The 23,439-nt window shown below is 71.6% G+C and carries 23 protein-coding genes; 16 read left to right on the top strand and 7 right to left on the bottom strand.

Annotation, left to right across the window (positions count from 1 at the left end; genetic code table 11):
• The first annotated feature begins 13 nt into the window (after positions 1–13).
• The 3 genes from B7C62_23235 to B7C62_23225 all read left to right on the top strand — a co-directional run bounded on the left by B7C62_23235 (position 14) and on the right by B7C62_23225 (position 2,717).
• The gene (locus B7C62_23235) at positions 14–1,594 is read left to right on the top strand and encodes a methylmalonyl-CoA carboxyltransferase (protein ARF74824.1); all 1,581 of its coding nucleotides are present in this window, start codon (positions 14–16) and stop codon (positions 1,592–1,594) included.
• Between the two features lie 26 nt (positions 1,595–1,620).
• Positions 1,621–1,827, top strand: coding sequence for a hypothetical protein (locus tag B7C62_23230; protein ID ARF74823.1), 207 nt, complete (start codon positions 1,621–1,623; stop codon positions 1,825–1,827).
• Positions 1,828–2,114: 287 nt separating this feature from the next.
• Positions 2,115–2,717: a septum formation inhibitor Maf gene (locus B7C62_23225; GenBank protein ID ARF77339.1), complete on the top strand. Its 603-nt coding sequence runs from the start codon at positions 2,115–2,117 to the stop codon at positions 2,715–2,717.
• A gap of 49 nt (positions 2,718–2,766) precedes the next feature.
• Here B7C62_23225 and B7C62_23220 read toward each other — a convergent pair whose 3' ends face one another.
• The gene (locus tag B7C62_23220) at positions 2,767–3,240 is read right to left on the bottom strand and encodes a hypothetical protein (GenBank protein ARF74822.1); all 474 of its coding nucleotides are present in this window, start codon (positions 3,238–3,240) and stop codon (positions 2,767–2,769) included.
• Positions 3,241–3,631: 391 nt separating this feature from the next.
• Between B7C62_23220 and B7C62_23215 the strand changes: the two genes are divergently transcribed.
• Both B7C62_23215 and B7C62_23210 read left to right on the top strand, forming a co-directional pair.
• Complete coding sequence (locus B7C62_23215; GenBank protein ARF74821.1) at positions 3,632–5,386, top strand: acetyl-/propionyl-CoA carboxylase subunit alpha; 1,755 nt, start codon at positions 3,632–3,634, stop codon at positions 5,384–5,386.
• Positions 5,387–5,541: 155 nt separating this feature from the next.
• On the top strand, positions 5,542–6,138 hold the full coding sequence (locus B7C62_23210) for a TetR family transcriptional regulator (GenBank protein ARF74820.1): 597 nt from the start codon (positions 5,542–5,544) through the stop codon (positions 6,136–6,138).
• Positions 6,139–6,268: 130 nt separating this feature from the next.
• On the opposite strand, the gene B7C62_23205 is transcribed toward B7C62_23210, so the two are convergent.
• Entirely contained in the window at positions 6,269–7,240 is a 972-nt protein-coding gene (locus tag B7C62_23205; GenBank protein ARF74819.1) for a DeoR family transcriptional regulator, read from the bottom strand.
• Positions 7,241–7,448: 208 nt separating this feature from the next.
• Positions 7,449–8,888 carry an NAD(P)H-quinone dehydrogenase gene (locus B7C62_23200; protein ID ARF74818.1) on the bottom strand — a complete coding sequence of 480 codons (1,440 nt, stop codon included), beginning with the start codon at positions 8,886–8,888 and terminating at the stop codon, positions 7,449–7,451.
• Positions 8,889–9,165: 277 nt separating this feature from the next.
• Between B7C62_23200 and B7C62_23195 the strand changes: the two genes are divergently transcribed.
• The 3 genes from B7C62_23195 to B7C62_23185 all read left to right on the top strand — a co-directional run bounded on the left by B7C62_23195 (position 9,166) and on the right by B7C62_23185 (position 12,736).
• Positions 9,166–9,603 (top strand): gamma-glutamylcyclotransferase, encoded by a 438-nt coding sequence (locus tag B7C62_23195; protein ID ARF74817.1) that lies wholly within the window; start codon positions 9,166–9,168, stop codon positions 9,601–9,603.
• Between the two features lie 104 nt (positions 9,604–9,707).
• A complete protein-coding gene (locus B7C62_23190) occupies positions 9,708–10,532 on the top strand; it encodes a purine-nucleoside phosphorylase (protein ARF74816.1) in 825 nt (274 codons plus the stop codon).
• A 563-nt stretch (positions 10,533–11,095) separates the two neighbouring features.
• Entirely contained in the window at positions 11,096–12,736 is a 1,641-nt protein-coding gene (locus B7C62_23185) for a phosphomannomutase (protein ID ARF74815.1), read from the top strand.
• Between the two features lie 95 nt (positions 12,737–12,831).
• Here the strand turns inward: B7C62_23185 and B7C62_23180 are convergent, their stop codons facing one another.
• A complete protein-coding gene (locus B7C62_23180; protein ID ARF74814.1) occupies positions 12,832–13,128 on the bottom strand; it encodes a hypothetical protein in 297 nt (98 codons plus the stop codon).
• On the opposite strand from B7C62_23180, the gene B7C62_23175 reads away from it, so the two are divergent.
• Both B7C62_23175 and B7C62_23170 read left to right on the top strand, forming a co-directional pair.
• Entirely contained in the window at positions 13,103–13,537 is a 435-nt protein-coding gene (locus tag B7C62_23175; GenBank protein ARF74813.1) for a hypothetical protein, read from the top strand. The genes B7C62_23180 and B7C62_23175 overlap by 26 nt on opposite strands.
• A 108-nt stretch (positions 13,538–13,645) precedes the next feature.
• Positions 13,646–14,218: a hypothetical protein gene (locus B7C62_23170; GenBank protein ARF74812.1), complete on the top strand. Its 573-nt coding sequence runs from the start codon at positions 13,646–13,648 to the stop codon at positions 14,216–14,218.
• A 140-nt stretch (positions 14,219–14,358) separates the two neighbouring features.
• On the opposite strand, the gene B7C62_23165 is transcribed toward B7C62_23170, so the two are convergent.
• Positions 14,359–14,997: a hypothetical protein gene (locus tag B7C62_23165; protein ID ARF74811.1), complete on the bottom strand. Its 639-nt coding sequence runs from the start codon at positions 14,995–14,997 to the stop codon at positions 14,359–14,361.
• A 168-nt stretch (positions 14,998–15,165) separates the two neighbouring features.
• Between B7C62_23165 and B7C62_23160 the strand changes: the two genes are divergently transcribed.
• From B7C62_23160 to B7C62_23150, 3 genes are read left to right on the top strand one after another with little or no spacing between them, the layout of a single operon-like run.
• Complete coding sequence (locus B7C62_23160; protein ID ARF74810.1) at positions 15,166–16,113, top strand: deoxyribose-phosphate aldolase; 948 nt, start codon at positions 15,166–15,168, stop codon at positions 16,111–16,113.
• Positions 16,114–16,119: 6 nt separating this feature from the next.
• Positions 16,120–17,556, top strand: a complete 1,437-nt coding sequence (locus B7C62_23155) for a betaine-aldehyde dehydrogenase (GenBank protein ARF74809.1) — start codon at positions 16,120–16,122, stop codon at positions 17,554–17,556.
• On the top strand, positions 17,549–18,466 hold the full coding sequence (locus B7C62_23150; protein ID ARF74808.1) for an aldehyde dehydrogenase: 918 nt from the start codon (positions 17,549–17,551) through the stop codon (positions 18,464–18,466). The genes B7C62_23155 and B7C62_23150 overlap by 8 nt, the downstream gene beginning before the upstream one ends.
• A 120-nt stretch (positions 18,467–18,586) precedes the next feature.
• Here B7C62_23150 and B7C62_23145 read toward each other — a convergent pair whose 3' ends face one another.
• The gene (locus tag B7C62_23145; GenBank protein ID ARF74807.1) at positions 18,587–19,009 is read right to left on the bottom strand and encodes a hypothetical protein; all 423 of its coding nucleotides are present in this window, start codon (positions 19,007–19,009) and stop codon (positions 18,587–18,589) included.
• Positions 19,010–19,068: 59 nt separating this feature from the next.
• Between B7C62_23145 and B7C62_23140 the strand changes: the two genes are divergently transcribed.
• Complete coding sequence (locus B7C62_23140; protein ID ARF74806.1) at positions 19,069–19,785, top strand: uridine kinase; 717 nt, start codon at positions 19,069–19,071, stop codon at positions 19,783–19,785.
• 374 nt (positions 19,786–20,159) lie between these two features.
• Here the strand turns inward: B7C62_23140 and B7C62_23135 are convergent, their stop codons facing one another.
• The gene (locus B7C62_23135) at positions 20,160–20,942 is read right to left on the bottom strand and encodes a SigE family RNA polymerase sigma factor (GenBank protein ARF74805.1); all 783 of its coding nucleotides are present in this window, start codon (positions 20,940–20,942) and stop codon (positions 20,160–20,162) included.
• Positions 20,943–21,164: 222 nt separating this feature from the next.
• Here B7C62_23135 and B7C62_23130 point away from each other — a divergent pair, with 222 nt between their 5' ends.
• On the top strand, positions 21,165–21,851 hold the full coding sequence (locus B7C62_23130) for a DNA-binding response regulator (protein ID ARF74804.1): 687 nt from the start codon (positions 21,165–21,167) through the stop codon (positions 21,849–21,851).
• The gene (locus B7C62_23125) at positions 21,848–23,416 is read left to right on the top strand and encodes a two-component sensor histidine kinase (protein ARF74803.1); all 1,569 of its coding nucleotides are present in this window, start codon (positions 21,848–21,850) and stop codon (positions 23,414–23,416) included. Before B7C62_23130 ends, B7C62_23125 begins: the two co-directional genes overlap by 4 nt.
• Positions 23,417–23,439 lie beyond the last annotated feature (23 nt).

Below are 23,439 nucleotides of genomic sequence, written 5' to 3'. Positions count from 1 at the left end.
GAGCCGCCCCCCGATGTCCGAGCCGCAGAGCGACATCCACACCACCGCGGGCAAGCTCGCGGACCTGAGGCGCCGCATTGACGAAGCGACGCACGCGGGTTCGGCCCGCGCGGTCGAGAAGCAGCACGCCAAGGGCAAGCTGACGGCCCGTGAGCGGGTCGAGCTGCTGCTCGACGAGGGCTCCTTCGTGGAGCTCGACGAGTTCGCCCGGCACCGCTCCACCAACTTCGGCATCGAGAAGAACCGCCCGTACGGCGACGGTGTCGTCACCGGGTACGGCACGGTCGACGGCCGCCCGGTCTGCGTGTACTCGCAGGACTTCACCATCTTCGGCGGGTCGCTGGGCGAGGTCTACGGCGAGAAGATCGTCAAGGTCATGGACTTCGCGCTGAAGACCGGCTGTCCGATCATCGGCATCAACGACGGCGGCGGCGCGCGCATCCAGGAGGGTGTCGTCGCGCTCGGTCTCTTCGCGGAGATCTTCCGCCGCAATGTGCACGCCTCCGGGGTGATCCCGCAGATCTCGCTGATCGTCGGCCCGTGCGCGGGCGGTGCGGTCTACTCCCCCGCGATCACCGACTTCACGGTGATGGTCGACCAGACCTCGCACATGTTCATCACCGGCCCCGACGTCATCAAGACGGTGACCGGCGAGGACGTCGGCTTCGAGGAGCTGGGCGGAGCCCGTACGCACAACACCACCTCCGGGGTGGCGCACCACATGGCGGGCGACGAGAAGGACGCCATCGAGTACGTCAAGTCCCTGCTCTCCTACCTCCCTTCGAACAACCTCTCCGAGGCCCCGGCCTTCCCGGAGGAGGCGGACCTCTCGGTCACCGACGAGGACCGGGAGCTGGACACGCTCATCCCGGACTCGGCGAACCAGCCGTACGACATGCACACCGCGATCGAGCATGTGCTGGACGACGCCGAATTCCTGGAGACCCAGGCCCTGTTCGCGCCGAACATCATCACCGGCTTCGGGCGGGTGGAGGGCCACCCGGTCGGGATCGTCGCCAACCAGCCGATGCAGTTCGCCGGTTGCCTGGACATCGACGCGAGCGAGAAGGCGGCCCGCTTCGTCCGGACCTGCGACGCGTTCAACGTGCCGGTCATCACCTTCGTCGACGTACCGGGCTTCCTGCCGGGCGTGGACCAGGAGTACGGCGGCATCATCCGGCGCGGCGCCAAGCTGATCTACGCCTACGCGGAAGCCACGGTCCCGCTGATCACCGTGATCACCCGCAAGGCGTTCGGCGGGGCGTACGACGTGATGGGCTCCAAGCACCTGGGCGCCGACCTCAACGTGGCCTGGCCGACCGCCCAGATCGCCGTCATGGGCGCCCAGGGCGCGGTGAACATCCTGCACCGCCGGACCATCGCCGCCGCCGAGGACCCGGACGCGACGCGCGCCGAGCTGATGACGGCGTACGAGGACACGCTGCTCAACCCGTACGTGGCGGCCGAGCGCGGCTACGTCGACGCGGTGATCATGCCGTCCGAGACCCGGGCCCACATCGTGAAGGGGCTGCGTCAGCTCCGTACGAAGCGGGAATCCCTGCCTCCGAAGAAGCACGGCAACATCCCGCTGTAGCCGCCCGTCCACAGAGAGGTCCGCCCATGATCAGGGTCGTACGGGGCAACCCGACCCCGGAGGAGCTGGCCGCCGCCCTCGCGGTGGTCCAGGCCCGCGCCGCGGCGAGCGCCGCCGTGTCGTCCGGCGCGCCGAACCCGCCCGAGCAGTGGTCCGACCCGGGCCGCATCGCCCGCACCGGCCGCCCGCGGCCGGGCCCGCGGGCCTGGGCCCGGACGTACTGGCCGGCCTGAGCCGGAACCGGGGGCGCCGGGGCGCTTGAGTACCCGTACTCAGGCGTTTCGGCGCCCCACGCAGCAGGATCGGAACCATGCTGTGGTCCGACCCCGAGAACAAGCCGCCGAAGGAACTGCGCGACGCCCAGGACATGATGCGCCGCGCGGGCTTCCTGCTCGCGCTGGCGATGCTGGTGGCGATGTTCGTGCTCGGCACCCGCTGAACCCGCAGGGTCTTTCGAGAGCGCGGGCCTTTCGAGAGTGCGGGATATTTCGAGAGCGCGGCCCCTTCTACGATGGCCGGTATGACTGATCAGCGCCGCCTCGTGCTCGCCTCCGCCTCCCCCGCCCGCCTCGGCCTGCTGCGCCAGGCGGGTTTCGCCCCCGAGGTGATCGTCAGCGGGGTGGACGAGGACGCGCTGAGCGCCGCGACCCCCGCCGAGCTGGCCCTCGTCCTGGCCCGGGCCAAGGCGGCGGCCGTCGCGGAGCGCCCCGAGGCGGCCGGGGCCCTGGTCATCGGCTGCGACTCCGTCCTCGAACTGGACGGCGAGGCGCTCGGCAAACCGGCCGACGCCGAGGAGGCCACCGCCCGCTGGAAGGCGATGCGCGGCCGGTCCGGCATCCTCCAGACCGGCCACAGCGTGATCGACACCGCCACGGGCCGTACGGCCTCGGCGACGGCGTCCACCGTCGTACGGTTCGGGGAGCCGAGCGACGCCGAGATCGCCGCGTACGTGGCGTCCGGCGAACCGCTGCACGTGGCGGGGGCCTTCACACTGGACGGCCGCTCGGCCCCGTTCGTCGACTCCATCGAGGGCGACCACGGCAATGTGATCGGCCTCTCGCTGCCGCTGCTGCGCCGACTGCTGGGCGAACTGGACGTCTCCGTAACGGATTTGTGGGTCTGAGAGGGGCTTCCCTGGGGCTCTGGGGCCTCCGGGGGCTCCCGGCCCCGGCTCAGAAGGCAGCCGGGGCCGCCTCGTCGCTGACCCGGCCCCCGTCACGCCCCTCGTCGCGGCCCCCGTCACGGTCCTCGCGGTCCTCGGGGCCGTACGCCAGCAGGGTGAACACCAGCAGTCCCAGCACCACCATCAGGGACGTGAACGCGGACCAGCCCACCAGCCCGACGGTCACCGCGCCGAGCACCCCGTGCACCACCGCGCAGCCGATCAGCGCGATCCGGCCGAACCGCCCCGGCGAGCGGTCCCGGACCCCGGCGAGCAGCGCGATCAGCCCGCAGCCGGTCAGGAGCAGGGCGGAGACCCCGCCCAGCACCCAGGTCCCGGTGGCCATGGCCCGCGGGTCCATCCCGGCCAGGGACATGTTCTGGTTCTCGACGACCGTGGCGAGGACGGCGTTGAGGGCGAAGACGCCCACCGCCTCCCCGGCCAGCACGAGCGCGGTCACGACCGCCACCGGCCTGCGCAGCACGGCGCCTCCCCTGTTGACTGCTCTGCCCCTGTCGGCTGGCTCCGCCCCCGCCCTGTTACCTGCGGTACGGGCGTAGCGCGGACCTTACTCACCGGTATTCCTTCGGACAAGGGGTCGGACCGCCCGGAACGCGGGCAAAGAATCCCTGGGCCGTTCGTAGGGAGTCCACAAAGAAACGCCGTGAGGCGTTGACCTTCAAGACAGAGACCTGCACCACACCGGCTGGTTACTGTGCGGTGGTAGAACCCGGCGTACCGTGGTGCCACAAGGGATTTCACTACTGGGGCAAGCCTCGGATCACACTCCGTGTGGGCAAGCTCACCATTGGGGACGGGTCGTAGCGCCGTGTCGGTAGTCCCTAAACTCAGCTTGTTTCCAGGAGGGAGTCATCGTGCGCAAGGTGCTCATCGCCAACCGTGGCGAAATCGCTGTCCGCGTTGCTCGGGCGTGCCGGGACGCGGGGATCGCGAGCGTGGCGGTCTACGCCGATCCGGACCGGGACGCGTTGCACGTCCGGGCCGCCGACGAGGCGTTCGCTCTGGGCGGTGACACCCCGGCCGCCAGCTACCTGGACATGGCCAAGGTGCTCCAGGCCGCCGCGGACTCCGGGGCGGACGCGATCCACCCGGGGTACGGGTTCCTGTCGGAGAACGCCGAGTTCGCGCAGGCCGTGCTGGATGCCGGTCTGACGTGGATCGGCCCGCCCCCGCAGGCCATCCGGGACCTGGGTGACAAGGTCGCCGCCCGCCACATCGCGCAGCGCGCGGGCGCGCCCCTGGTCGCCGGTACCCCGGACCCGGTCTCCGGTTCCGCGGAGGTCGTGGCGTTCGCCGAGGCCAACGGCCTCCCCATCGCGATCAAGGCCGCCTTCGGTGGCGGCGGGCGCGGTCTGAAGGTGGCCCGCACGCTGGAGGAGATCCCGGAGCTGTACGACTCCGCCGTCCGCGAGGCCGTCGCCGCGTTCGGGCGGGGCGAGTGCTTCGTGGAGCGCTACCTCGACAAGCCCCGCCACGTGGAGACCCAGTGCCTGGCCGACCAGCACGGCAACGTGGTCGTCGTCTCGACCCGTGACTGCTCCCTCCAGCGCCGCCACCAGAAGCTGGTGGAGGAGGCCCCGGCCCCCTTCCTCACCCAGGCGCAGAACGACGAGCTGTACGCGGCGTCCAAGGCGATCCTCAAGGAAGCCGGTTACGTCGGCGCGGGCACGGTCGAGTTCCTGGTCGGGCTCGACGGCACGATCTCCTTCCTGGAGGTCAACACCCGCCTTCAGGTCGAGCACCCCGTCACCGAAGAGGTCACCGGCATCGACCTCGTACGCGAGATGTTCCGCATCGCCGACGGCGAGGAGCTCGGCTACGGTGACCCGGCCGTGCGCGGGCACTCCTTCGAGTTCCGCATCAACGGCGAGGACCCGGGCCGCAACTTCCTCCCCGCCCCGGGCACGGTGACGCTGTTCACCCCGCCGACCGGCCCCGGTGTCCGCCTGGACGCGGGCGTCGAGTCCGGCTCGGTCATCGGCCCGGCGTGGGACTCCCTCCTCGCCAAGCTGATCGTGACCGGCGCGACCCGCGAGCAGGCGCTCCAGCGCGCGGCGCGTGCGCTGGCGGAGTTCCAGGTCGAGGGCATGGCCACCGCCATCCCCTTCCACCGCGCCGTGGTCACCGACCCCGCCTTCACCGCGGACCCGTTCACCGTCCACACCCGCTGGATCGAGACGGAGTTCGTCAACGAGATCAAGCCGTTCGCCGCGCCCGCCGACGCGGACACGGAGGACGAGGCCGGTCGCGAGACCGTCGTCGTCGAGGTCGGCGGCAAGCGCCTGGAGGTCTCGCTGCCCTCCTCGCTGGGCATGTCCCTGGCCCGTACGGGCCTGGCGGCCGGCGCCAAGCCGAAGCGCCGCGCGGCGAAGAAGGCCGGTTCGGCCGCCTCCGGCGACTCCCTCGCCTCCCCGATGCAGGGCACGATCGTCAAGGTCGCGGTCGAGGAGGGCCAGGAGGTCAAGGAGGGCGACCTCGTCGTCGTCCTGGAGGCCATGAAGATGGAGCAGCCGCTGAACGCGCACCGCTCCGGCACGGTGAAGGGCCTGACCGCCGAGGTGGGCGGCTCGGTCTCCTCCGGCGCGCTGATCTGCGAGATCAAGGACTGACAGCTCAGTTCGGGCGGAGGGGCCCGGACCGCGTCCTGGTGGACGCGGTCCGGGCCCCTCCGTCGTGCGGTCGCATGCGGTGGGCCGGGCCACGGTGCGTGCAGTGGCATCCTGGACCCCACGAGAGGTGCTCGGACCGAGGGAGGGCGGGAGCCATGGCAGGGCCGATCTCGATGGAGACGGGCACGGCACGGCCGCCGGAGCGGCCGATGCGCGCGGACGCCCGCCGGAACCACGAACGGCTGGTCGGCGTGGCACGTACGGCCTTCGCCGAGCACGGTACGGACGCCTCGCTGGAGGACATCGCCCGCCGGGCGGGCCTGGGCATCGGCACCCTCTACCGCCACTTCCCCAACCGCCACGCCCTGATGAACGCGGTCTTCCAGGACGCGCTGTGCTCACTCCTGGACCGCTCCCGCGAACTGGCGGGCGCGGAGGCTCCGTGCCGGGCGCTGGTGGACTGGCTGGGGGCGATCGTCACTCATGCGGGTGAGTACCGGGGCCTCGCCCGCGCCCTCATGTCGGCCTCGCAGGACGAGACTTCGGCGCTCACCCAGTGCCATCTGCCGTTGCGGGAGGCGGGGGCGGGGCTGCTGCGGCGGGCGCAGGAGAGCGGGTCGGTGCGAGGGGATGTGTCCATCGATGATCTGTTGCAGCTGACCAATGCGATCGCCCTGGCCGCCGAACAGTCACCGGACGATCCGGAGTTGGCGGAGCGGCTGCTGCGGTTGACGTTGCGGGGGTTGAAGTAGGGGACGCAGCAGGGGCCGGGGGCGGGGTCAGTCGGCTCTGATGTCCCCGCCCGCGACGATGCCACCGCGCGCCCGGTACGGCGCCGACGAAGGGTCTGCGTCGGTGAAGGGCCTGCGGCGACGAAGAGCTCTACCGCCGCCGCAGGTCCGCCACCCGGGCCCGCTCGCCCGGCGACGCCTGGTCGGACAGGGGCGACGCGCTCCGCAGTTGCGGCCCCAGCCCCCCGGTCCGGGTGGTCGTCGTCCGTCGCTGCCCCGGCAACGGCATGTCGCGGCGCGGTCGGCGCCCGGCGGGCGGGGCCTCGCCGTCCGCGTCCGCCTCGGGACCGGCCACCGTGACCTCCACGCCCTGGTCCGCCAGCGCCTGGAGCTCCGCCGCCGCGCGCTCGTCGTGGTGCGGGGGTTCGTCCGTGACCAGGCGGGTGATCAGCTCCGTGGGCACCGTCTGGAACATGGTGTCGGCGCCCAGCTTCGTGTGGTCCGCCAGGACGACCACCTCCGCGGCGGCCTGCACCAGGGCCCGGTCCACGCTGGCCGAGAGCATGTTGGAGGTGGACAGGCCGCGCTCCGCCGTGAGGCCGCTCCCGGAGAGGAAGGCGCGGGAGACCCGCAGCCCCTGGAGGGACTGCTCGGCCCCGCTGCCCACCAGCGCGTAGTTGCTGCCGCGCAGGGTGCCGCCGGTCATGACGACCTCCACCCGGTTGGCATGGGCCAACGCCTGGGCGACCAGCAGCGAGTTGGTGACCACGGTCAGGCCGGGGACCCGCGCGAGCCGGCGGGCCAGCTCCTGCGTGGTCGTACCGGCGCCGACCACGATGGCCTCGCCCTCACCGACCAGTGAGGCGGCCAGGTCGGCGATGGCCGTCTTCTCCGCGGTGGAGAGATGGGATTTCTGCGGAAAGCCGGACTCCCGCGTAAAACCGCCCGGCAAGACCGCACCGCCGTGCCGGCGGTCGAGGAGTCCTTCTGCCTCCAGTGCCCGCACGTCCCGCCGTACGGTCACTTCGGAGGTCTGGACGACGCGGGCGAGCTCACGGAGCGATACCGCCCCGTTGGCGCGCACCATTTCGAGGATCAACTGACGACGTTCTGCAGCGAACACGAAACTGACAGTAACCTGACCGCCGATGGGTTTTCAGCAGTTTGCGCCGAATAACGGAAGTTGTACATCCGGCAGGGCCCGAAGTGGTATAGGGGCTTTCGCTGTTGTCCGGGTGTGATCGCCGAGTGGTCATCACCGCCGCCCGGAGTGACGGGGGTTGCCGGGGAATGTCGCGATTCCCCGGCCCCCGCCAGGACTTACCCCGCCGTCAGCCCTCGTCCGTGAGCTTGCGGGTGTGCAGCTGCCGGGCCACTTCCGCGATCGATCCGGACAGGGACGGGTACACGGTGAACGCCTTTGCGATCTGTTCCACGGTCAGGTTGTTGTCGACCGCGAGCGAGATCGGGTGGATCAGTTCGCTGGCGCGCGGCGCGACGACGCAGCCGCCGACCACGATCCCCGTACCGGGACGGCAGAAGATCTTGACGAAGCCGTCGCGGATGCCCTGCATCTTGGCGCGCGGGTTGCGCAGCAGCGGCAGCTTCACCACCCGGGCGTCGATCTTCCCCGCGTCCACGTCGGCCTGGCTGTAGCCGACGGTGGCGATCTCCGGGTCGGTGAAGACGTTGGCGGAGACCGTCTTGAGGTTGAGCGGGGCGACCGCGTCGCCGAGGAAGTGGTACATCGCGATCCGGCCCTGCATCGCGGCGACAGAGGCGAGCGCGAAGATCCCGGTGACGTCACCGGCCGCGTAGACGCCGGGGGCGCTGGTGCGCGAGACCCGGTCGGTCAGGATGTGGCCGGAGTCCTTCAGCCGTACACCGGCCTCCTCCAGGCCCATGCCCGCGGTGTTGGGGATCGCGCCGACCGCCATCAGACAGTGCGAGCCGGTGATGACCCGGCCGTCGGCGAGGGTCACCTCGACCCGGTCGCCGACCCGCTTGGCGGACTGGGCGCGGGAGCGGGCCATGACGTTCATGCCGCGCCGCCGGAACACGTCCTCCAGTACGGCGGCGGCGTCCGGGTCCTCGCCCGGGAGCACCCGGTCGCGGGAGGAGACGAGGGTGACGCGGGAGCCGAGCGCCTGGTAGGCCCCGGCGAACTCCGCGCCCGTGACACCCGAGCCGACGACGATGAGCTCCTCGGGGAGCTCGTCGAGGTCGTAGACCTGGGTCCAGTTGAGGATGCGTTCGCCGTCGGGCTGTGCGTCGGGGATCTCGCGCGGGTGGCCGCCGGTCGCGATCAGCACCGCGTCGGCGCTGAGCCGCTCCTCAGTGCCGTCGGCGGCGGTGACGACGACCTCACGAGAGCCGTCGGCCGCCTGGAGCCCGTCGAGCCGCCCCCGCCCGCGCATCACCCGGGCACCGGCCCGGGTGACGGAGGCGGTGATGTCGTGGGACTGGGCGAGCGCCAGGCGCTTGACCCGTCGGTTGACCTTGCCCAGGTCGACGCCGACCACCCGCGCCGCCTGCTCTATGTGCGGGGTGTCGTCGGCGACGATGATCCCCAGCTCCTCGTAGGAGGAGTCGAAGGTCGTCATCACCTCGGCCGTGGCGATCAGGGTCTTCGATGGCACGCAGTCGGTGAGTACCGAGGCTCCGCCGAGGCCGTCGCAGTCGACGACGGTCACCTCCGCGCCGAGCTGGGCGCCCACCAGAGCCGCCTCGTAGCCGCCGGGGCCGCCGCCGATGATCACGATCCGGGTCACGAAAAGTCCGCCTCGCGTGGGTGTCATCCCCACGGCCGCCCTGCCGCCCCGGCCGGGGGTCCGGGGGATCGCCCCGGGGGAATGCAGTACGTACTCCATTGTCCCGCACGCGCCAAACAGATTCGCCCCGGGGCCCTCCATACGGGAGCCGGGGCTCCGGACGTACGGGAACGACCCCGCCCGCACACCTCTTCGAACCCCGGCCGGTCCTCCCCCGACCGGGGCCTTCGTCACAGGAACCGGCACACCCGCGCCCCCCTCCCGTACCCTCGGTCCCATGTCGCTCTACGCCGCGTACGCCGGCAACCTCGACGCGCGGCTCATGACCCGCCGCGCCCCGCATTCCCCGATGCGCAGCACCGGCTGGCTCAACGGCTGGCGGCTGACCTTCGGCGGGGAGCAGATGGGCTGGGAGGGGGCGCTGGCCACCGTGGTGGAGGCCCCGCGCTCCCAGGTCTTCGTCGCGCTGTACGACCTGGCGCCGATGGACGAGGACTCCATGGACCGCTGGGAGGGCGTCGGGCTCGACATCTACCGGCGGATGCGCGTACGGGTGCACACCCTGGACGGCGAGGAGCCGGCCTGGATGTACGTGCTGAACGGGTACGAGGGCGGCCTGCCCTCCGCCCGCTACCTGGGCGAGATCGCGGACGCGGCCGAATCGGCGGGCGCGCCCCACGACTATGTGATGAACCTGCGCAAGCGCCCCTGCTGACCAGGGCTCCCGGGCGCTCTTCGTGCGAAGCCACAAAGACATGCGGCGAGTCTTTGCACCAGGACATCTACGCGCGTAGGCATTCAGCGGTTACGCTCTTCCGCGTGAACGCATCAGTTATTCCGGACAACATCCAGGGCGACCCGTACGCAGCCGCTGCCGGGGCCGCCGCCCGCCTGCGCGAGCTGACCGGCGCCGAGACCCACGACGTCGCCCTGGTCATGGGCTCCGGCTGGGCGCCCGCGGGCGAAGCACTCGGCGCCCCGGAGGCCGAGTTCCCCGTCACCGCGCTGCCCGGCTTCCCGGCCCCGGCGGTCGAGGGCCACGGCGGCACGATCCGCTCGTACAAGATCGGCGACAAGCGCGCGCTGGTCTTCCTCGGCCGCACGCACTACTACGAGGGCCGCGGCGTCGCCGCCGTCGCCCACGGAGTCCGTACGGCGGTGGCGGCGGGCTGCAAGACCGTCGTGCTGACCAACGGCTGCGGCGGTCTGCGCGAGGGCATGCGCCCCGGACAGCCGGTCCTGATCAGCGACCACATCAACCTCACGGCGACCTCCCCGATCGTCGGCGCCAACTTCGTCGACCTGACCGACCTGTACTCGCCGCGCCTGCGCGCGCTGTGCAAGGAGATCGACGACACCCTCGAAGAGGGTGTGTACGTGCAGTTCCCCGGCCCGCACTACGAGACCCCGGCCGAGATCAACATGGTCCGGGTCCTCGGCGGCGACCTGGTCGGCATGTCCACCGTCCTGGAGGCCATCGCGGCCCGCGAGGCGGGCGCGGAGGTGCTGGGCCTCTCCCTGGTCACCAACCTGGCGGCGGGCCTCTCCGGCGAGCCCCTGAACCACGAGGAAGTCCTCCAGGCGGGCCGCGACTCGGCCACCCGGATGGGCGCGCTGCTGGCCCGGGTGCTGGAGCGCATCTAGGGCGTGTCCGGCGGGGCCTTCCATGGCCCTTCGGCTGCCTTGCCAGCGCTTCTGGCCGATCTTCCCGGAGCCCGTCCGGCTGCCTTTCCGGAGCCGGACCGGTTTCCATCCCGGAGTCGGACCGGTTTCCATCCCGGAGCCAGACCGGCTGCCTTCCCGGAGCCGGACCGGCTGCCTTTCCGGAGCCGGACCGGCTGCCTTTCCGGAGCCGGACCGGTTTCCATCCCGGAGTCGGACCGGCTGCCTTCCCGGAGCCAGACCGGTTTCCATCCCGGAGCCAGACCGGCTGCCTTCCCAGAGCCGGACCGGCTGCCTTCCCCACCCGTCCGGCCTCCCTCCACCCCGACCGGCTCCTTCCAGCCGCCCCGGCTTCCTTTCCAGCCCGTCCGGCGCTTGAGGACCGGGGTCCGGGGCGGAGCCCCGGTTTCGGGAAGGGGCGGGGAGGGGAACAGCCCGCGCAGCGCCCACCCCGCGGCGCCCACCTCCCGCCCCGCCCCCGACGGACGCCCGCACCACCACCCCGTACGCCCCCAAAGACCACCGCACCCCGAAAGGCGGCCCCCGTGCAGCACGACCTCATCGCGCAGGCCAGGACCTGGCTGGCCGAGGACCCCGACCCCGAGACGCGCGACGAACTGGGCGCCCTCATCGAGGCGGGCGACACCCAGGAGCTCGCCGCCCGTTTCGCGGGCACGCTCCAGTTCGGCACCGCCGGGCTGCGCGGCGAGCTGGGGGCGGGTCCGATGCGGATGAACCGGTCCGTGGTGATCCGGGCGGCGGCGGGCCTCGCCGCGTATCTGAAGGCCCAGGGCCAGGCCGGCGGCCTCGTCGTCATCGGCTACGACGCCCGCTACAAGTCCGAGGACTTCGCCCGCGACACCGCCGCCGTGATGACCGGCGCCGGACTCCGCGCCGCCGTGCTCCCCCGCCCGCTCCCCACCCCCGTACTGGCGTACGCCATAAGGCACCTGGGCGCCGTCGCCGGGGTCGAGGTCACCGCCAGCCACAACCCGCCCCGCGACAACGGCTACAAGGTCTACCTCGGCGACGGCTCGCAGATCGTGCCCCCGGCCGACGGCGAGATCGCGGCCGCCATCGCAGCGGTCGGCCCGCTGGCGGGCGTCGTACGCCCCGAGGACGGCTGGGAGACCCTCGGCGAAGAGGTCCTGGACGCCTATCTCGCCCGTACGGACGCGGTCCTGGCCGCCGACAGCCCCCGTACCGCACGCACCGTCTACACCGCGATGCACGGCGTCGGCACCTCCGTGCTGACCGCCGCCTTCGAGCGCGCCGGGTTCCCCGCCCCCGTGCTCGTCACCGAGCAGGCCGAGCCGGACCCCGCGTTCCCCACCGTCGCCTTCCCGAACCCGGAAGAGCCCGGCGCGATGGATCTCGCCTTCGCCACCGCGCGCCGGGCGGCCCCGGACCTGATCATCGCCAACGACCCGGACGCGGACCGCTGCGCCGTCGCCGTACCCGACACCTCCGTCGAGGGCGGCTGGCGGATGCTGCGCGGCGACGAGGTCGGCGCGCTGCTCGCCGCGCATCTGGTGGAGCGGGGCGCCTCCGGCGTGTTCGCGGAGTCGATCGTGTCGTCGTCGCTGCTCGGCCGGATCGCGGAGAAGGCGGGCCTCGGTTACGAGGAGACGCTGACGGGCTTCAAGTGGATCGCCCGGGTGGACGGCCTGCGGTACGGGTACGAGGAGGCGCTCGGCTACTGCGTCGACCCCGAGGGCGTACGCGACAAGGACGGCATCACCGCGGCCCTGCTCGTCGCCGAGCTCGCCTCCGTACTCAAGGAGCAGGGGCGTACGCTGCTGGACCTGCTGGACGACCTGGCCCTGGCCCATGGCCTGCACGCCACCGACCAGCTCTCGGTGCGGGTGGAGGACCTGACGGTCATCGCGGACGCCATGGCCCGCCTCCGGGAGCAGCCGCCCACCGCCCTCGCCGGTCTCGCGGTCACCTCGGCCGAGGACCTGTCCCAGGGCACGGCCGCGCTGCCGCCCACGGACGGGCTGCGCTACCAGCTGGAGGGCGCCCGGGTGATCGTCCGCCCGAGCGGCACCGAGCCGAAGCTGAAGTGCTACCTGGAGGTGGTCGTCCCGGTCGCGGACGCCGCCGGGCTGCCCGCGGCCCGCGCGCGGGGCGCCGAGCTGCTCGCCGGGATCAAGCGGGACCTGGCGGCGGCTGCCGGGATCTGAGGCCCGGGAGCCCGGTGCGGCGGTTGATCGGGTGTTGTCCTCATGGGCGAAGGGTGACCCGAAGGACCATGCCCGAAAAGCCAATTGATGCCATGTCAAACCCTCCATAAAGTGATCGTCCTGCCTCCGGCCCCACCCGGGAGTGCACGGGGGACGATCACGGGGAGGGTCTTCATGAGGAACATCAAAACAGCCGCCGCCTGCCTGGCGGTGGCCGCGATGCTGGCCGGCGCAACGCCTGCGCAGGCGTCTGGGGCGTCTGCGCAGGCGTCCGCACAGGCGGCCCAGGACACCACCACCACCGCGGCTGCGAAGCCGTCCAAGTGGAAGGTCCTGAAGACGATGAAGTACTCCGGGCCGGGCGATATGCCGCTGCGGCTGGGCGAGTACAAGCGGAACAAGAAGAAAAAGATGGTCGGGTGGGGCTGGACCAAGATCAAAAAGAAGCACAACATCAAGAAGTACAGCATCATCGAGTGGCTGTCCCAGTCGCCCAACCGCGAGGCGAGCAAGATCCCGAAGCGGTACAACCTCACCGGGTACGCACACAGGATCAAGTGCAACCGCGGCACGTGCAAGGTGGTGGAGCAGCGCAAGATGCTGCTGGTGGTCGACCACACGATGACCGCCACCGGTGACGGGCCGTCGTTCAAGTACTTCGGTGCGGTCACGGCTTACTGCATCGGCAGCACGAAATGCCCGAGCTGGGTGAACACCAAGTTCCGGCCGAAGAGTGCCGCGTCGGGTGCGACCGTGAACGGCGGATGGCAGTACGCATTCACGTACAAGCCGAAGAAGTAACCGGTCGGTCGGCTGGTCCGGCGCGCCGCCGCTTCGGGCATCGTGCCAGGAGCGGCGGCGCGCGGTGAGGACGGAAGGGTGCGCATGGCCAGGAGGAAAGACCGCTACGTGTTCTCGTACGAGCCGCTGGGAGAAGAAGAGGCGGGTCCCGGGGCGCGGAACGCGGAGGACCAGGCGGTGGCCGGGTTCCTCCAGAACGTCTCGGACATGGTGTTCAAAGGGGGTCCGCTCGGGATCGAGTTGACCCACCTGGACGTCGTCGGCCGCACCTTCACCTTCCGCCAGGTGCCGAAAGCCGATCCGCGGCCCCTGGTCAGCGTGGCCGGTGCGGTGCCGGCGGATGATGCCGAGCGCTCCGCACTGCTGTGGATGCCGGAGCCGCCTTCACCGGCCTGGGCGCACCTGGCGTGGCTGGTCCGGGAACTGCCGCTTCTCCATGCGTTCAGGGAGTACGGGCCGGAGGGAGGTCCGGAGCTGCGCGGCGTGCGTGTGCCGTCGCCGGAATGGGCGGAGGTGCTGGTGGAGCACCGGGGAGACGCGTGGCGGGTGCGGGTGGCGCTGGACGGCCGCTCGGAGCCGATCGAGTTTCCCGGCATGGTGATCGGTGAGCTGTTCGGCGAGGGGGACCACCGGAAGTGGCTGGTGGAGGGGGAGCCGAAGCTGGTGGACCCGGGGATCTGAGCCGACGGTCGGGCCTCAGGCCCGTCCCCGCCCCCGGAACGGGTGAACCGTCGGAAAGGGCGCGACTCCACGTACCGGGGCGACGGCAGGAAACCACCGGACCTGCCTCCTGCCCGGACAGGTCACAGGGCCCGGCTGCCTCACCCCGTAGCCCACAGCACCGCGAGCAGCACCCCGCCCACCACAGCCGGGGCGATCACCTCGTACGCCCACCGCACGGAGACCTGGGCCGCCCCCTCGGGCGTCGTCCCGCCCGCCTTCTCGGCCAGCGCCCGCAGCTCGCGGACGGTCTGGTCGGCGGGGGCCGTGCGCGCGGCGGAGTCGCTGACGTCGGCGCTGACCGAGGTGCGGCCGTAGGGGTCGTCGTGTGCCGCCCGGGCCGCCGCCCGCGCCGCGCGCTTGCGGCTGCGCAGGGAGACGGGGATGGCCCACAGCTGGTACTTCGTACCGTCCTGGCCGAACATCTCCGAGGAGAAGGAGGCCCGCACGTCGGCGACCTCGCTCCAGGGCAGCTGGATCGTCCGGTACGGGTTGCGGACGCGGATGCGCTCGTCGTTCACGAAGACGGCGGGCCGCAGGGTGAACGCCACGACCAGCGGCACCACGAACAGCAGCGCGGCGAGCGCCAGCCACGGCATCCCGCCCTCGCCCCGGATGATGGCGTCCCCGCCCATCCAGGCGATCAGCAGAAGCAGCAGCGTTCCGCCGACCAGTGCGGCTGTCGAGCGGTAGGTCCGGTCGGCGAACTGCGGCTCTGCGGGAGGTGTGGGGCTCGTCATGGGGCCGATTCTGCCTGACGGGCGCGGGCCAGGAGCCTCCGGCCACCGCGCCCCGCTCTCCGTTCCCGGCGGCTGCGCGGCGGGAACGGAGAGCGGGGCGCAGGACGCACGGATGCCCCGTCCCCCTGTACAGGTCGCTACGCGCGTAGATATGCTCCTCTGGTGACCATGCCCACCACTGCTCCCGCATTCGCCGACGCGACCGCGTCCGACAGTGCGCTGCGCCGCTTCCTGTTCGGGTTGCCCGGCGTCGACGCCGTCGGTCTCGAAGCGCGCGCCGCCGCCCTCGGAACCCGTTCGATCAAGACGACGGCCAAGGCGTACGCCATCGATCTCGCCATCTCGATGATCGACCTGACGACGCTGGAAGGCGCGGACACCCCGGGCAAGGTCCGGGCTCTCGCCGCCAAGGCCGTCCACCCCGACCCGCTCGACCGCACCACCCCGCGCACCGCCGCGGTCTGCGTCTACCCCGACATGGTCGCCACCGCCACCGCCGCGCTCGCAGGTTCCGGTGTGAAGGTGGCGTCCGTGGCGACCGCCTTCCCGGCGGGCCGGGCCGCACTGGACGTCAAGCTGGCCGACGTCCGTGACGCCGTGGCGGCCGGGGCCGACGAGATCGACATGGTGATCGACCGGGGGGCCTTCCTCTCCGGCCGGTTCCTGAAGGTCTACGAGGAGATCGTGGCCGTCAAGGCCGAGTGCGGGACCGCCCGCCTCAAGGTGATCTTCGAGACCGGCGAGCTGTCCACGTACGACAACATCCGCCGTGCCTCCTGGCTCGGGATGCTGGCGGGCGCGGACTTCATCAAGACCTCGACCGGCAAGGTGGCCACCAACGCCACCCCCGCCAACACGCTGCTCATGCTGGAGGCCGTCCGCGACTTCCGGGCGCAGACCGGCGTACAGATCGGTGTGAAGCCGGCCGGCGGCATCCGCACCACCAAGGACGCGGTCAAGTTCCTCGTCCTGGTGAACGAGACGGCGGGCGAGGACTGGCTGGACAGCCACTGGTTCCGGTTCGGCGCCTCCAGCCTCCTCAACGACCTGCTGATGCAGCGCCAGAAGCTCAGCACCGGCCGTTACTCCGGCCCCGATTACGTGACGGTGGACTGATACGCCATGGCATCCGCATTCGAGTACGCACCGGCGCCGGAGTCCCGCTCCGTCGTCGACATCGCCCCGTCCTACGGGCTGTTCATCGACGGTGAGTTCACCGAGGCCGCCGACGGCAAGGTCTTCAAGACCGTCTCGCCGAGCACCGAGGAGGTGCTCTCCGAGGTCGCGCAGGCGGGCGCGGCGGACGTGGACCGGGCCGTGAAGGCGGCCCGGAAGGCGTTCGAGAAGTGGTCGGCGCTGCCCGGCTCCGAGCGCGCGAAGTACCTGTTCCGGATCGCGCGGATCATCCAGGAGCGCAGCCGTGAGCTGGCCGTCCTGGAGACCCTCGACAACGGCAAGCCGATCAAGGAGACCCGCGACGCGGACCTCCCGCTGGTCGCTGCGCACTTCTTCTACTACGCGGGCTGGGCCGACAAGCTGGACCACGCGGGGTACGGGGCGAACCCGCGCCCGCTGGGTGTGGCGGGCCAGGTCATCCCGTGGAACTTCCCGCTGCTGATGCTCGCGTGGAAGATCGCTCCGGCGCTCGCCACGGGCAACACGGTGGTGCTGAAGCCCGCCGAGACGACCCCGCTCTCCGCCCTGTTCTTCGCGGACATCTGCCGTCAGGCCGGGCTGCCCAAGGGTGTCGTCAACATCCTCACCGGTTACGGGGACGCGGGCGAGGCCCTCGTCACGCACCCGGACGTCAACAAGGTCGCCTTCACCGGTTCGACCGCCGTCGGCAAGGCCATCGCGCGCTCGGTCGCGGGCACGGAGAAGAAGGTCACGCTGGAGCTGGGCGGCAAGGGCGCCAACATCGTCTTCGACGACGCCCCGATCGACCAGGCCGTCGAGGGCATCGTCACCGGCATCTTCTTCAACCAGGGCCAGGTCTGCTGCGCGGGCTCCCGGCTGCTGGTCCAGGAGTCGGTGCAGGACGAGGTGCTGGACGCGCTGAAGCGCCGCCTCTCCACGCTCCGCCTCGGTGACCCGCTGGACAAGAACACCGACATCGGCGCGATCAACTCCGCCGAGCAGCTCGCCCGGATCACCGCCCTGGTGGAGACCGGCGAGGCGGAGGGCGCGGAGCGCTGGAGCGCCCCCTGCGAACTGCCGTCGTCGGGTTACTGGTTCGCCCCGACGCTCTTCACCAACGTCACCCAGGCCCACACGGTCGCCCGTGACGAGATCTTCGGCCCGGTCCTCTCCGTGCTCTCGTTCCGCACCCCGGACGAGGCGGTCGCCAAGGCCAACAACAGCCAGTACGGCCTCTCGGCGGGCATCTGGACGGAGAAGGGCTCCCGCATCCTCGCGGTGGCCAACAAGCTCCGCGCGGGCGTCGTCTGGGCCAACACGTTCAACAAGTTCGACCCGACGTCGCCGTTCGGCGGCTACAAGGAGTCGGGCTACGGCCGCGAGGGCGGCCGCCACGGCCTGGAGGCGTACCTCGATGTCTGAGCAGAACCGACTTGGCGTCTTCAAGACCTACAAGCTGTACGTCGGGGGCAAGTTCCCCCGCTCCGAGAGCGGCCGGGTGTACGAGGTGACCGACTCCAAAGGCGCATGGCTGGCCAACGCGCCGCAGTCCTCCCGCAAGGACGCCCGCGACGCGGTCGTCGCCGCGCGGAAGGCGTTCGGCGGCTGGTCGGGCGCGACCGCGTACAACCGCGGCCAGGTCCTCTACCGCGTCGCGGAGATGCTGGAGGGCCGCAAGGAGCAGTTCGTCCGCGAGGTGGCCGCTGCGGAGGGGCTGTCGAAGTCCAAGGCGGCGGCCGTCGTGGACGCGGCGGTCGACCGCTGGGTCTGGTACGCGGGCTGGACCGACAAGATCGGCCAGATCTCCGGCGGGGCCAACCCGGTCGCGGGCCCGTTCTTCAACCTCTCCACCCCCGAGCCGACGGGTGTCGTCGCCGTCCTGGCGCCGCAGAAGTCCTCGTTCCTCGGCCTGGTCTCGGTGATCGCCCCGGTCATCGCGACCGGCAACACGGCGGTCGTCATCGCCTCGGCCGACGCCCCGCTGCCCGCGCTCTCGCTGGGTGAGGTGCTGGCCACCTCCGACGTCCCCGGCGGCGTGGTCAACATCCTGTCCGGCGCCACGGCGGAGCTCGCGGCCCCGCTCGCCGCCCACCAGGACGTCAACGCGATCGACCTCACCGGCGCCGGTGCCGAGCTGGCCAAGGAGCTGGAGATCGCGGCGGCGGACAACCTGAAGCGGGTCCTGCGCCCGCTCCCCGCCGAGGCGGACGGCTCGGACGCGTCCACCGACTGGCTGGCCGCGCCCGGCACGCACCGGCTGACGGCCTTCCTGGAGACCAAGACGGTCTGGCACCCGACGGGTGCGCTGGGAGCCGCGGGCTCGTCGTACTAGGGCCTGTCCGGTCCTGATCCGCCGGACACGCCCTAGGACCCAGCGCTTCCGTACGCGAACGAGCGGGGCCGCCCCCAGGACGTGGGGCGGCCCCGCTCGTCATGCCGTACGCGACCGGCGTCAGCCCGTGACCAGCCGGGCCACCTGCCCCACCACCGGCAGATCGGCGATCGCCCCGCCGCTGGTGAGGGGGTCGGTGAGAATCGCCGTCGACACCGGCTGGAAGTCGGCGACCTGGGTGCCCACCGCGTTGTCCAGCGGGTCCACCCCGGTCTTGGCCAGCGGGTGCAGCTGAAGCTCGGTGACGGGCCGGATGCTGTTGGTCAGCGAGGTTCCGAGCGCGCTGGTCACCGCGGGCCCGGCGCTCTCGGTGACCGCCTGGACGGCCGCGACGCCCTGCTCGGGGATCTCGGCCACCGGGGGCAGCTGCGGGGCGGCCTGCGCGGAGCCCGCACCGGCTCCCAGGGCCGCCCCCAGCGCGGTGACGGTCAGACCGGCGCGCAGCAGGACGCGACGTTCGGGCTTGCGTGCGTGAAGTGCCATGTTTTCCACCTGATCGAGCCTGGTCGGGTAATCGTCCGTACGCGCAGAGTAGTTGAGGTGTGACGCTGGATACCAACAAGAGGCCCGAGTGGTCCCCTGCGCGGGTCAATGCCTCACACTTCTGTTCTGTGAGTTCCCGTTCCCAACCGATTCCGACCCGCGTCGTACTGCTCGCGGGCCCCTCCGGCTCCGGCAAGTCGTCCCTCGCCGCCCGCACCGGCCTTCCGGTGCTGCGCCTGGACGACTTCTACAAGGAGCACGACGACCCGACGCTGCCCCGGGTCCCCGGCTCCACGGACATCGACTGGGACTCGGCCCTGTCCTGGGACGCGGACGCGGCGGTGGCCTCCATCGCGGAGCTGTGCCGGTCCGGCCACACGGACGTCCCGGTGTACGACATCGCCACCAGCTCCCGTACGGGCACCGAGAACTTCCGCATCGAGCGCTCGCCGCTCTTCGTGGCCGAGGGCATCTTCGCGGCGGACATCGTCGGGCGCTGCCAGGAGCTGGGCCTGCTGGCGGACGCGCTCTGCCTGCGCGGCCGCCCCTCCACGACGTTCCGCCGCCGCCTGGTCCGGGACCTGCGCGAGGGCCGCAAGTCGGTGCCGTTCCTGCTGCGGCGCGGCTGGCGCCTGATGCGGGCCGAACGCCGCATCGTGGCCCGCCAGACGGCTCTGGGGGCGTACCCCTGCGGCAAGGAGGAGGCGCTGGGGCGGTTCGCCGCGGCGGCGGCCGGGCGGTGCCACCGTGGGGCACCGGCGGGTCGGACGGTGTAGCGCGGGGCGGTGTGGCGCGGGAGCGGGCAAAGCGGGTGCAGCCCGGGGGGCGGGTGGGCGCCTGCGGCGGGCCTTCTCCCCGCCCCGCCCCTTCCCGTAACCGGGGCTCCGCCCCGGACCCCGCTCCTCGAACGCCGGAGAGGCTGAAAAGAGCGGGGCCGTACAGGACCCCCCGGCCCGTACGACCCCGCTGCGTTCCCCCGTGCCCGCGCCTCCCCCGAAGCGCCGGCCGTTCCCCCGTGTTTCCCCAGGGTCCCCCTCGGTCCCCGTTTTTCTTGCGCTCCCCCGTGGTTCCCCCACTCCCCCGTGGGTTCCCCGTTTCTCCCCCCGTGGCCCCTGCCTCCCCCGAAGCAGTGGCCGTTCCCCCATTTGCCTCAGGCCACCAGCTCGCCGAAGGACTCCTGCTCGTCACGTCCGAAGCTGAGGACCTCGTCCTCGCGCAGCCGGCGGAGGGACCGCCAGATGCTCGACTTCACCGTGCCGACACTGATGTCGAGGATCGACGCGATCTCCGGGTCGGTGCGGCCCTCGTAGTACCGCAGGACCAGCATCGTGCGCTGGAGTTCGGGCAGCCGGGCGAGCGCCTGCCAGAGCACCGCGCGCAGCTCCGTACCGCGCATCGCGTCCGTGTCGCCCACCGTCTCCGGCAGCTCCTCGGTCGGGTATTCGTTCAGCTTGCGCCTGCGCCAGGCGCTGATGTGCAGGTTGGTCATGGTGCGGCGCAGATAGCCGCCGACCGCCGCCTTGTCGCTGATCCTGTCCCACGCCCGGTACGTCGAGAACAGGGCGCTCTGGAGCAGGTCCTCGGCCTCGAACCGGTCGCCGGTCAGGTGGTAGGCGGTGGCGTACAGGGAGGCCCGCCGCTCCTGGACGTAGGCCGTGAACGCCGCTTCGGCGCCCTCGGTCCCCGCCCGGGTGGTGCGGTCCCCCGTGACCTCCCCGTACGCGCTTCCCCCGTTGTCCCCCATGGGCGCGTCGACCACCGTCATGTACGGCTTGCGCGTCTGCTCCGCAGCCGACTGCGACGGCAGGTGCTGACGCCCGACGCTCCGAACGCACCCCCGCACATTCGTCACGCCGGACTTCTCACCGCTCCGGCCGACATCGTGGAGACGCGTCACGACTGCGCTTGAACCGGTGCTGTGCAGTGCGTTCATCTCGCGCCCCCTATCGGTGGAGATCGGTGGAGTCCGTTCGGTCCCGCTCTTCGTGCTTTCCCTGCTGACCAAGAGCTTGCCGGGGCAGTTTCATGGCGCTGTCCCCCGACTGTCACAGCCCTGTCACAGGGGCAGTTGCGGCCGTGCCCGGCAGCGGAGACGGCCGTGCCGGGAGAACGGGACCGGGCCACAGGTCGAACTGAAGCGCCACCATGGGCCAGAATGACGCTCGTGCCTTTCCTGTTGCTGATCGAGGACGACGACGCCATCCGCACGGCCCTCGAACTCTCGCTGTCACGCCAGGGCCACCGTGTGGCCACCGCGGCGACGGGAGAGGACGGCCTGGAGCTGCTGCGCGAGCAGCGCCCCGACCTGGTCGTGCTGGACGTGATGCTGCCCGGGATCGACGGTTTCGAGGTGTGCCGGCGTATCCGGCGCACCGACCAGCTGCCGATCATTCTGCTGACCGCGCGCAGCGACGACATCGACGTCGTGGTGGGACTGGAGTCCGGCGCGGACGACTATGTGGTCAAACCCGTCCAGGGGCGGGTGCTGGACGCCCGCATCCGGGCGGTGCTGCGCCGCGGTGAGCGCGAGTCGACCGACTCGGCGACCTTCGGCAACGTGGTCATCGACCGCTCCGCCATGACCGTCACCAAGGGCGGTGAGGACCTCCAGCTCACGCCGACCGAGCTGCGGCTCCTGCTGGAGCTGAGCCGTCGGCCCGGACAGGCCCTGTCCCGGCAGCAGTTGCTGCGCCTGGTGTGGGAGCACGACTACCTGGGCGACTCCCGGCTGGTGGACGCCTGTGTGCAGCGGCTGCGCGCCAAGGTGGAGGACGTGCCGTCCTCGCCGACCCTGATCCGTACGGTGCGGGGCGTGGGCTACCGGCTGGACTCGCCTCAGTGACGGAGCGAACCAAGCGGTCGATCCGGGCCGGTCTGCGCTGGACCAGCCTGCGGCTGCGGCTCGTCGTGGTGTTCGCGCTGGTGGCGCTGACCGCCGCGGTCTCCGCGTCGGGGATCGCGTACTGGCTCAACCGCGAGGCCGTGCTGACCCGTACGCAGGGCACCGCGCTCGACGACTTCCGGCGGCAGATGCAGGACACGGCGGCGGCGCTGCCTGCCCGGCCCCTCGAGGAGGACCTCCAGCGGGCCGCCGGGCAGATGGCGTCCGGCGGCCCCGGTTACGACGTGCTGCTGGTGGACGAGCGCGAGCGCGGCAGGCCGATGGTCGGCTTCTCCGACCTGGACACCTTCACCCTGGAGGACGTACCGGACCCGCTGCGGAAGCAGGTGGCCCGCAAGCAGCCGCTGACCTCGAACAACGAGCACGAGTACCACCTGTTCTGGCAGCGTACGAGCATCGCAGGCACCCCGTACCTCGTCGCCGGTACGCGGATCATCGGCGGCGGCCCGACCGGGTACATGCTCAAGTCCCTGGACCAGGAGCGGCAGGACCTCAACTCGCTGGCCTGGTCGCTGGGGATCGCCACCACCCTCGCCCTGATCGGCTCGGCGCTGCTGGCGCAGGCCGCCGCGACGACCGTGCTGCGCCCGGTGCAGCGGCTCGGTGACGCGGCCCGCAAGCTGGGCGAGGGCAAGCTCGACACCCGGCTCACGGTCTCCGGTACGGACGAACTCGCCGATCTCTCCCGTACGTTCAACCGGACCGCGAGCTCGCTGGAGAAGAAGGTCGCGGACATGAGCGCACGGGAGGAGTCGAGCCGGCGGTTCGTCGCCGACATGTCCCACGAGCTGCGCACCCCGCTGACCGCGATCACGGCGGTGGCGGAGGTGCTGGAGGACGAGGCGGACAGTCTCGACCCGATGATCGCGCCCGCCGTGCACCTCGTGGTCAGCGAGACCCGGCGGCTGAACGACCTGGTGGAGAACCTGATGGAGGTGACCCGCTTCGACGCGGGCACGGCCCGCCTGGTCCTGGACGACGTGGACGTGGCCGACCAGGTCACCGCGTGCATCGACGCCCGGGCCTGGCTGGACGCGGTGGACCTGGACGCGGAGCGCGGCATGATGGTCCGGCTCGACCCACGCCGCCTGGACGTGATCCTGGCCAATCTGATCGGCAACGCCCTCAAGCACGGCGGTTCGCCGGTGAACGTGAAGGTGCGGACCGAGGGCGAGGAGCTGGTCATCGAGGTACGGGACCACGGTCCGGGCATCCCCGAGGAGGTGCTGCCGCACGTCTTCGACCGCTTCTACAAGGCGAGCGCCTCCCGGCCGCGTTCGGAGGGCAGCGGGCTCGGCCTCTCCATCGCCGTGGAGAACGCGCACATCCACGGCGGTGACATCACGGCCGCCAACTCCCCCGAGGGCGGGGCGGTCTTCGTCCTGCGGCTCCCGCGCGACGCCTCGAAGCTGACGGGCGGCGGCGGGGTGGAGGACCCGAACGGGCGCGAGGACGGTGACGGGTCCCGGGGCGGGGACCGGGACGGGGACGGTGAGGCGTCATGAGGGGTGGTTCCCGGACGGGTACG

This window comes from Kitasatospora albolonga (assembly GCA_002082585.1).
GTDB classification, from domain to species: domain Bacteria; phylum Actinomycetota; class Actinomycetes; order Streptomycetales; family Streptomycetaceae; genus Streptomyces; species Streptomyces stephensoniae.
Note: the sequence above shows the minus strand (reverse complement) of the source record. Positions and strands in the feature narration are given on the sequence as shown.

Excerpts from the sequence above, each read along its gene's own strand:
- B7C62_23235 (ARF74824.1), top strand. The coding sequence starts at position 14 with ATGTCCGAGCCGCAGAGCGACATCCACACCACCGCGGGCAAGCTCGCG.
- B7C62_23175 (ARF74813.1), top strand. The coding sequence starts at position 13,103 with ATGCCGCTGCGGCTGGGCGAGTACAAGCGGAACAAGAAGAAAAAGATG.
- B7C62_23225 (ARF77339.1), top strand. The coding sequence starts at position 2,115 with ATGACTGATCAGCGCCGCCTCGTGCTCGCCTCCGCCTCCCCCGCCCGC.
- B7C62_23155 (ARF74809.1), top strand. The coding sequence starts at position 16,120 with ATGGCATCCGCATTCGAGTACGCACCGGCGCCGGAGTCCCGCTCCGTC.
- B7C62_23165 (ARF74811.1), bottom strand. The coding sequence starts at position 14,997 with ATGACGAGCCCCACACCTCCCGCAGAGCCGCAGTTCGCCGACCGGACC.
- B7C62_23230 (ARF74823.1), top strand. The coding sequence starts at position 1,621 with ATGATCAGGGTCGTACGGGGCAACCCGACCCCGGAGGAGCTGGCCGCC.
- B7C62_23130 (ARF74804.1), top strand. The coding sequence starts at position 21,165 with ATGACGCTCGTGCCTTTCCTGTTGCTGATCGAGGACGACGACGCCATC.
- B7C62_23195 (ARF74817.1), top strand. The coding sequence starts at position 9,166 with ATGTCGCTCTACGCCGCGTACGCCGGCAACCTCGACGCGCGGCTCATG.
- B7C62_23160 (ARF74810.1), top strand. The coding sequence starts at position 15,166 with ATGCCCACCACTGCTCCCGCATTCGCCGACGCGACCGCGTCCGACAGT.
- B7C62_23135 (ARF74805.1), bottom strand. The coding sequence starts at position 20,942 with ATGAACGCACTGCACAGCACCGGTTCAAGCGCAGTCGTGACGCGTCTC.
- B7C62_23145 (ARF74807.1), bottom strand. The coding sequence starts at position 19,009 with ATGGCACTTCACGCACGCAAGCCCGAACGTCGCGTCCTGCTGCGCGCC.
- B7C62_23210 (ARF74820.1), top strand. The coding sequence starts at position 5,542 with ATGGCAGGGCCGATCTCGATGGAGACGGGCACGGCACGGCCGCCGGAG.
- B7C62_23150 (ARF74808.1), top strand. The coding sequence starts at position 17,549 with ATGTCTGAGCAGAACCGACTTGGCGTCTTCAAGACCTACAAGCTGTAC.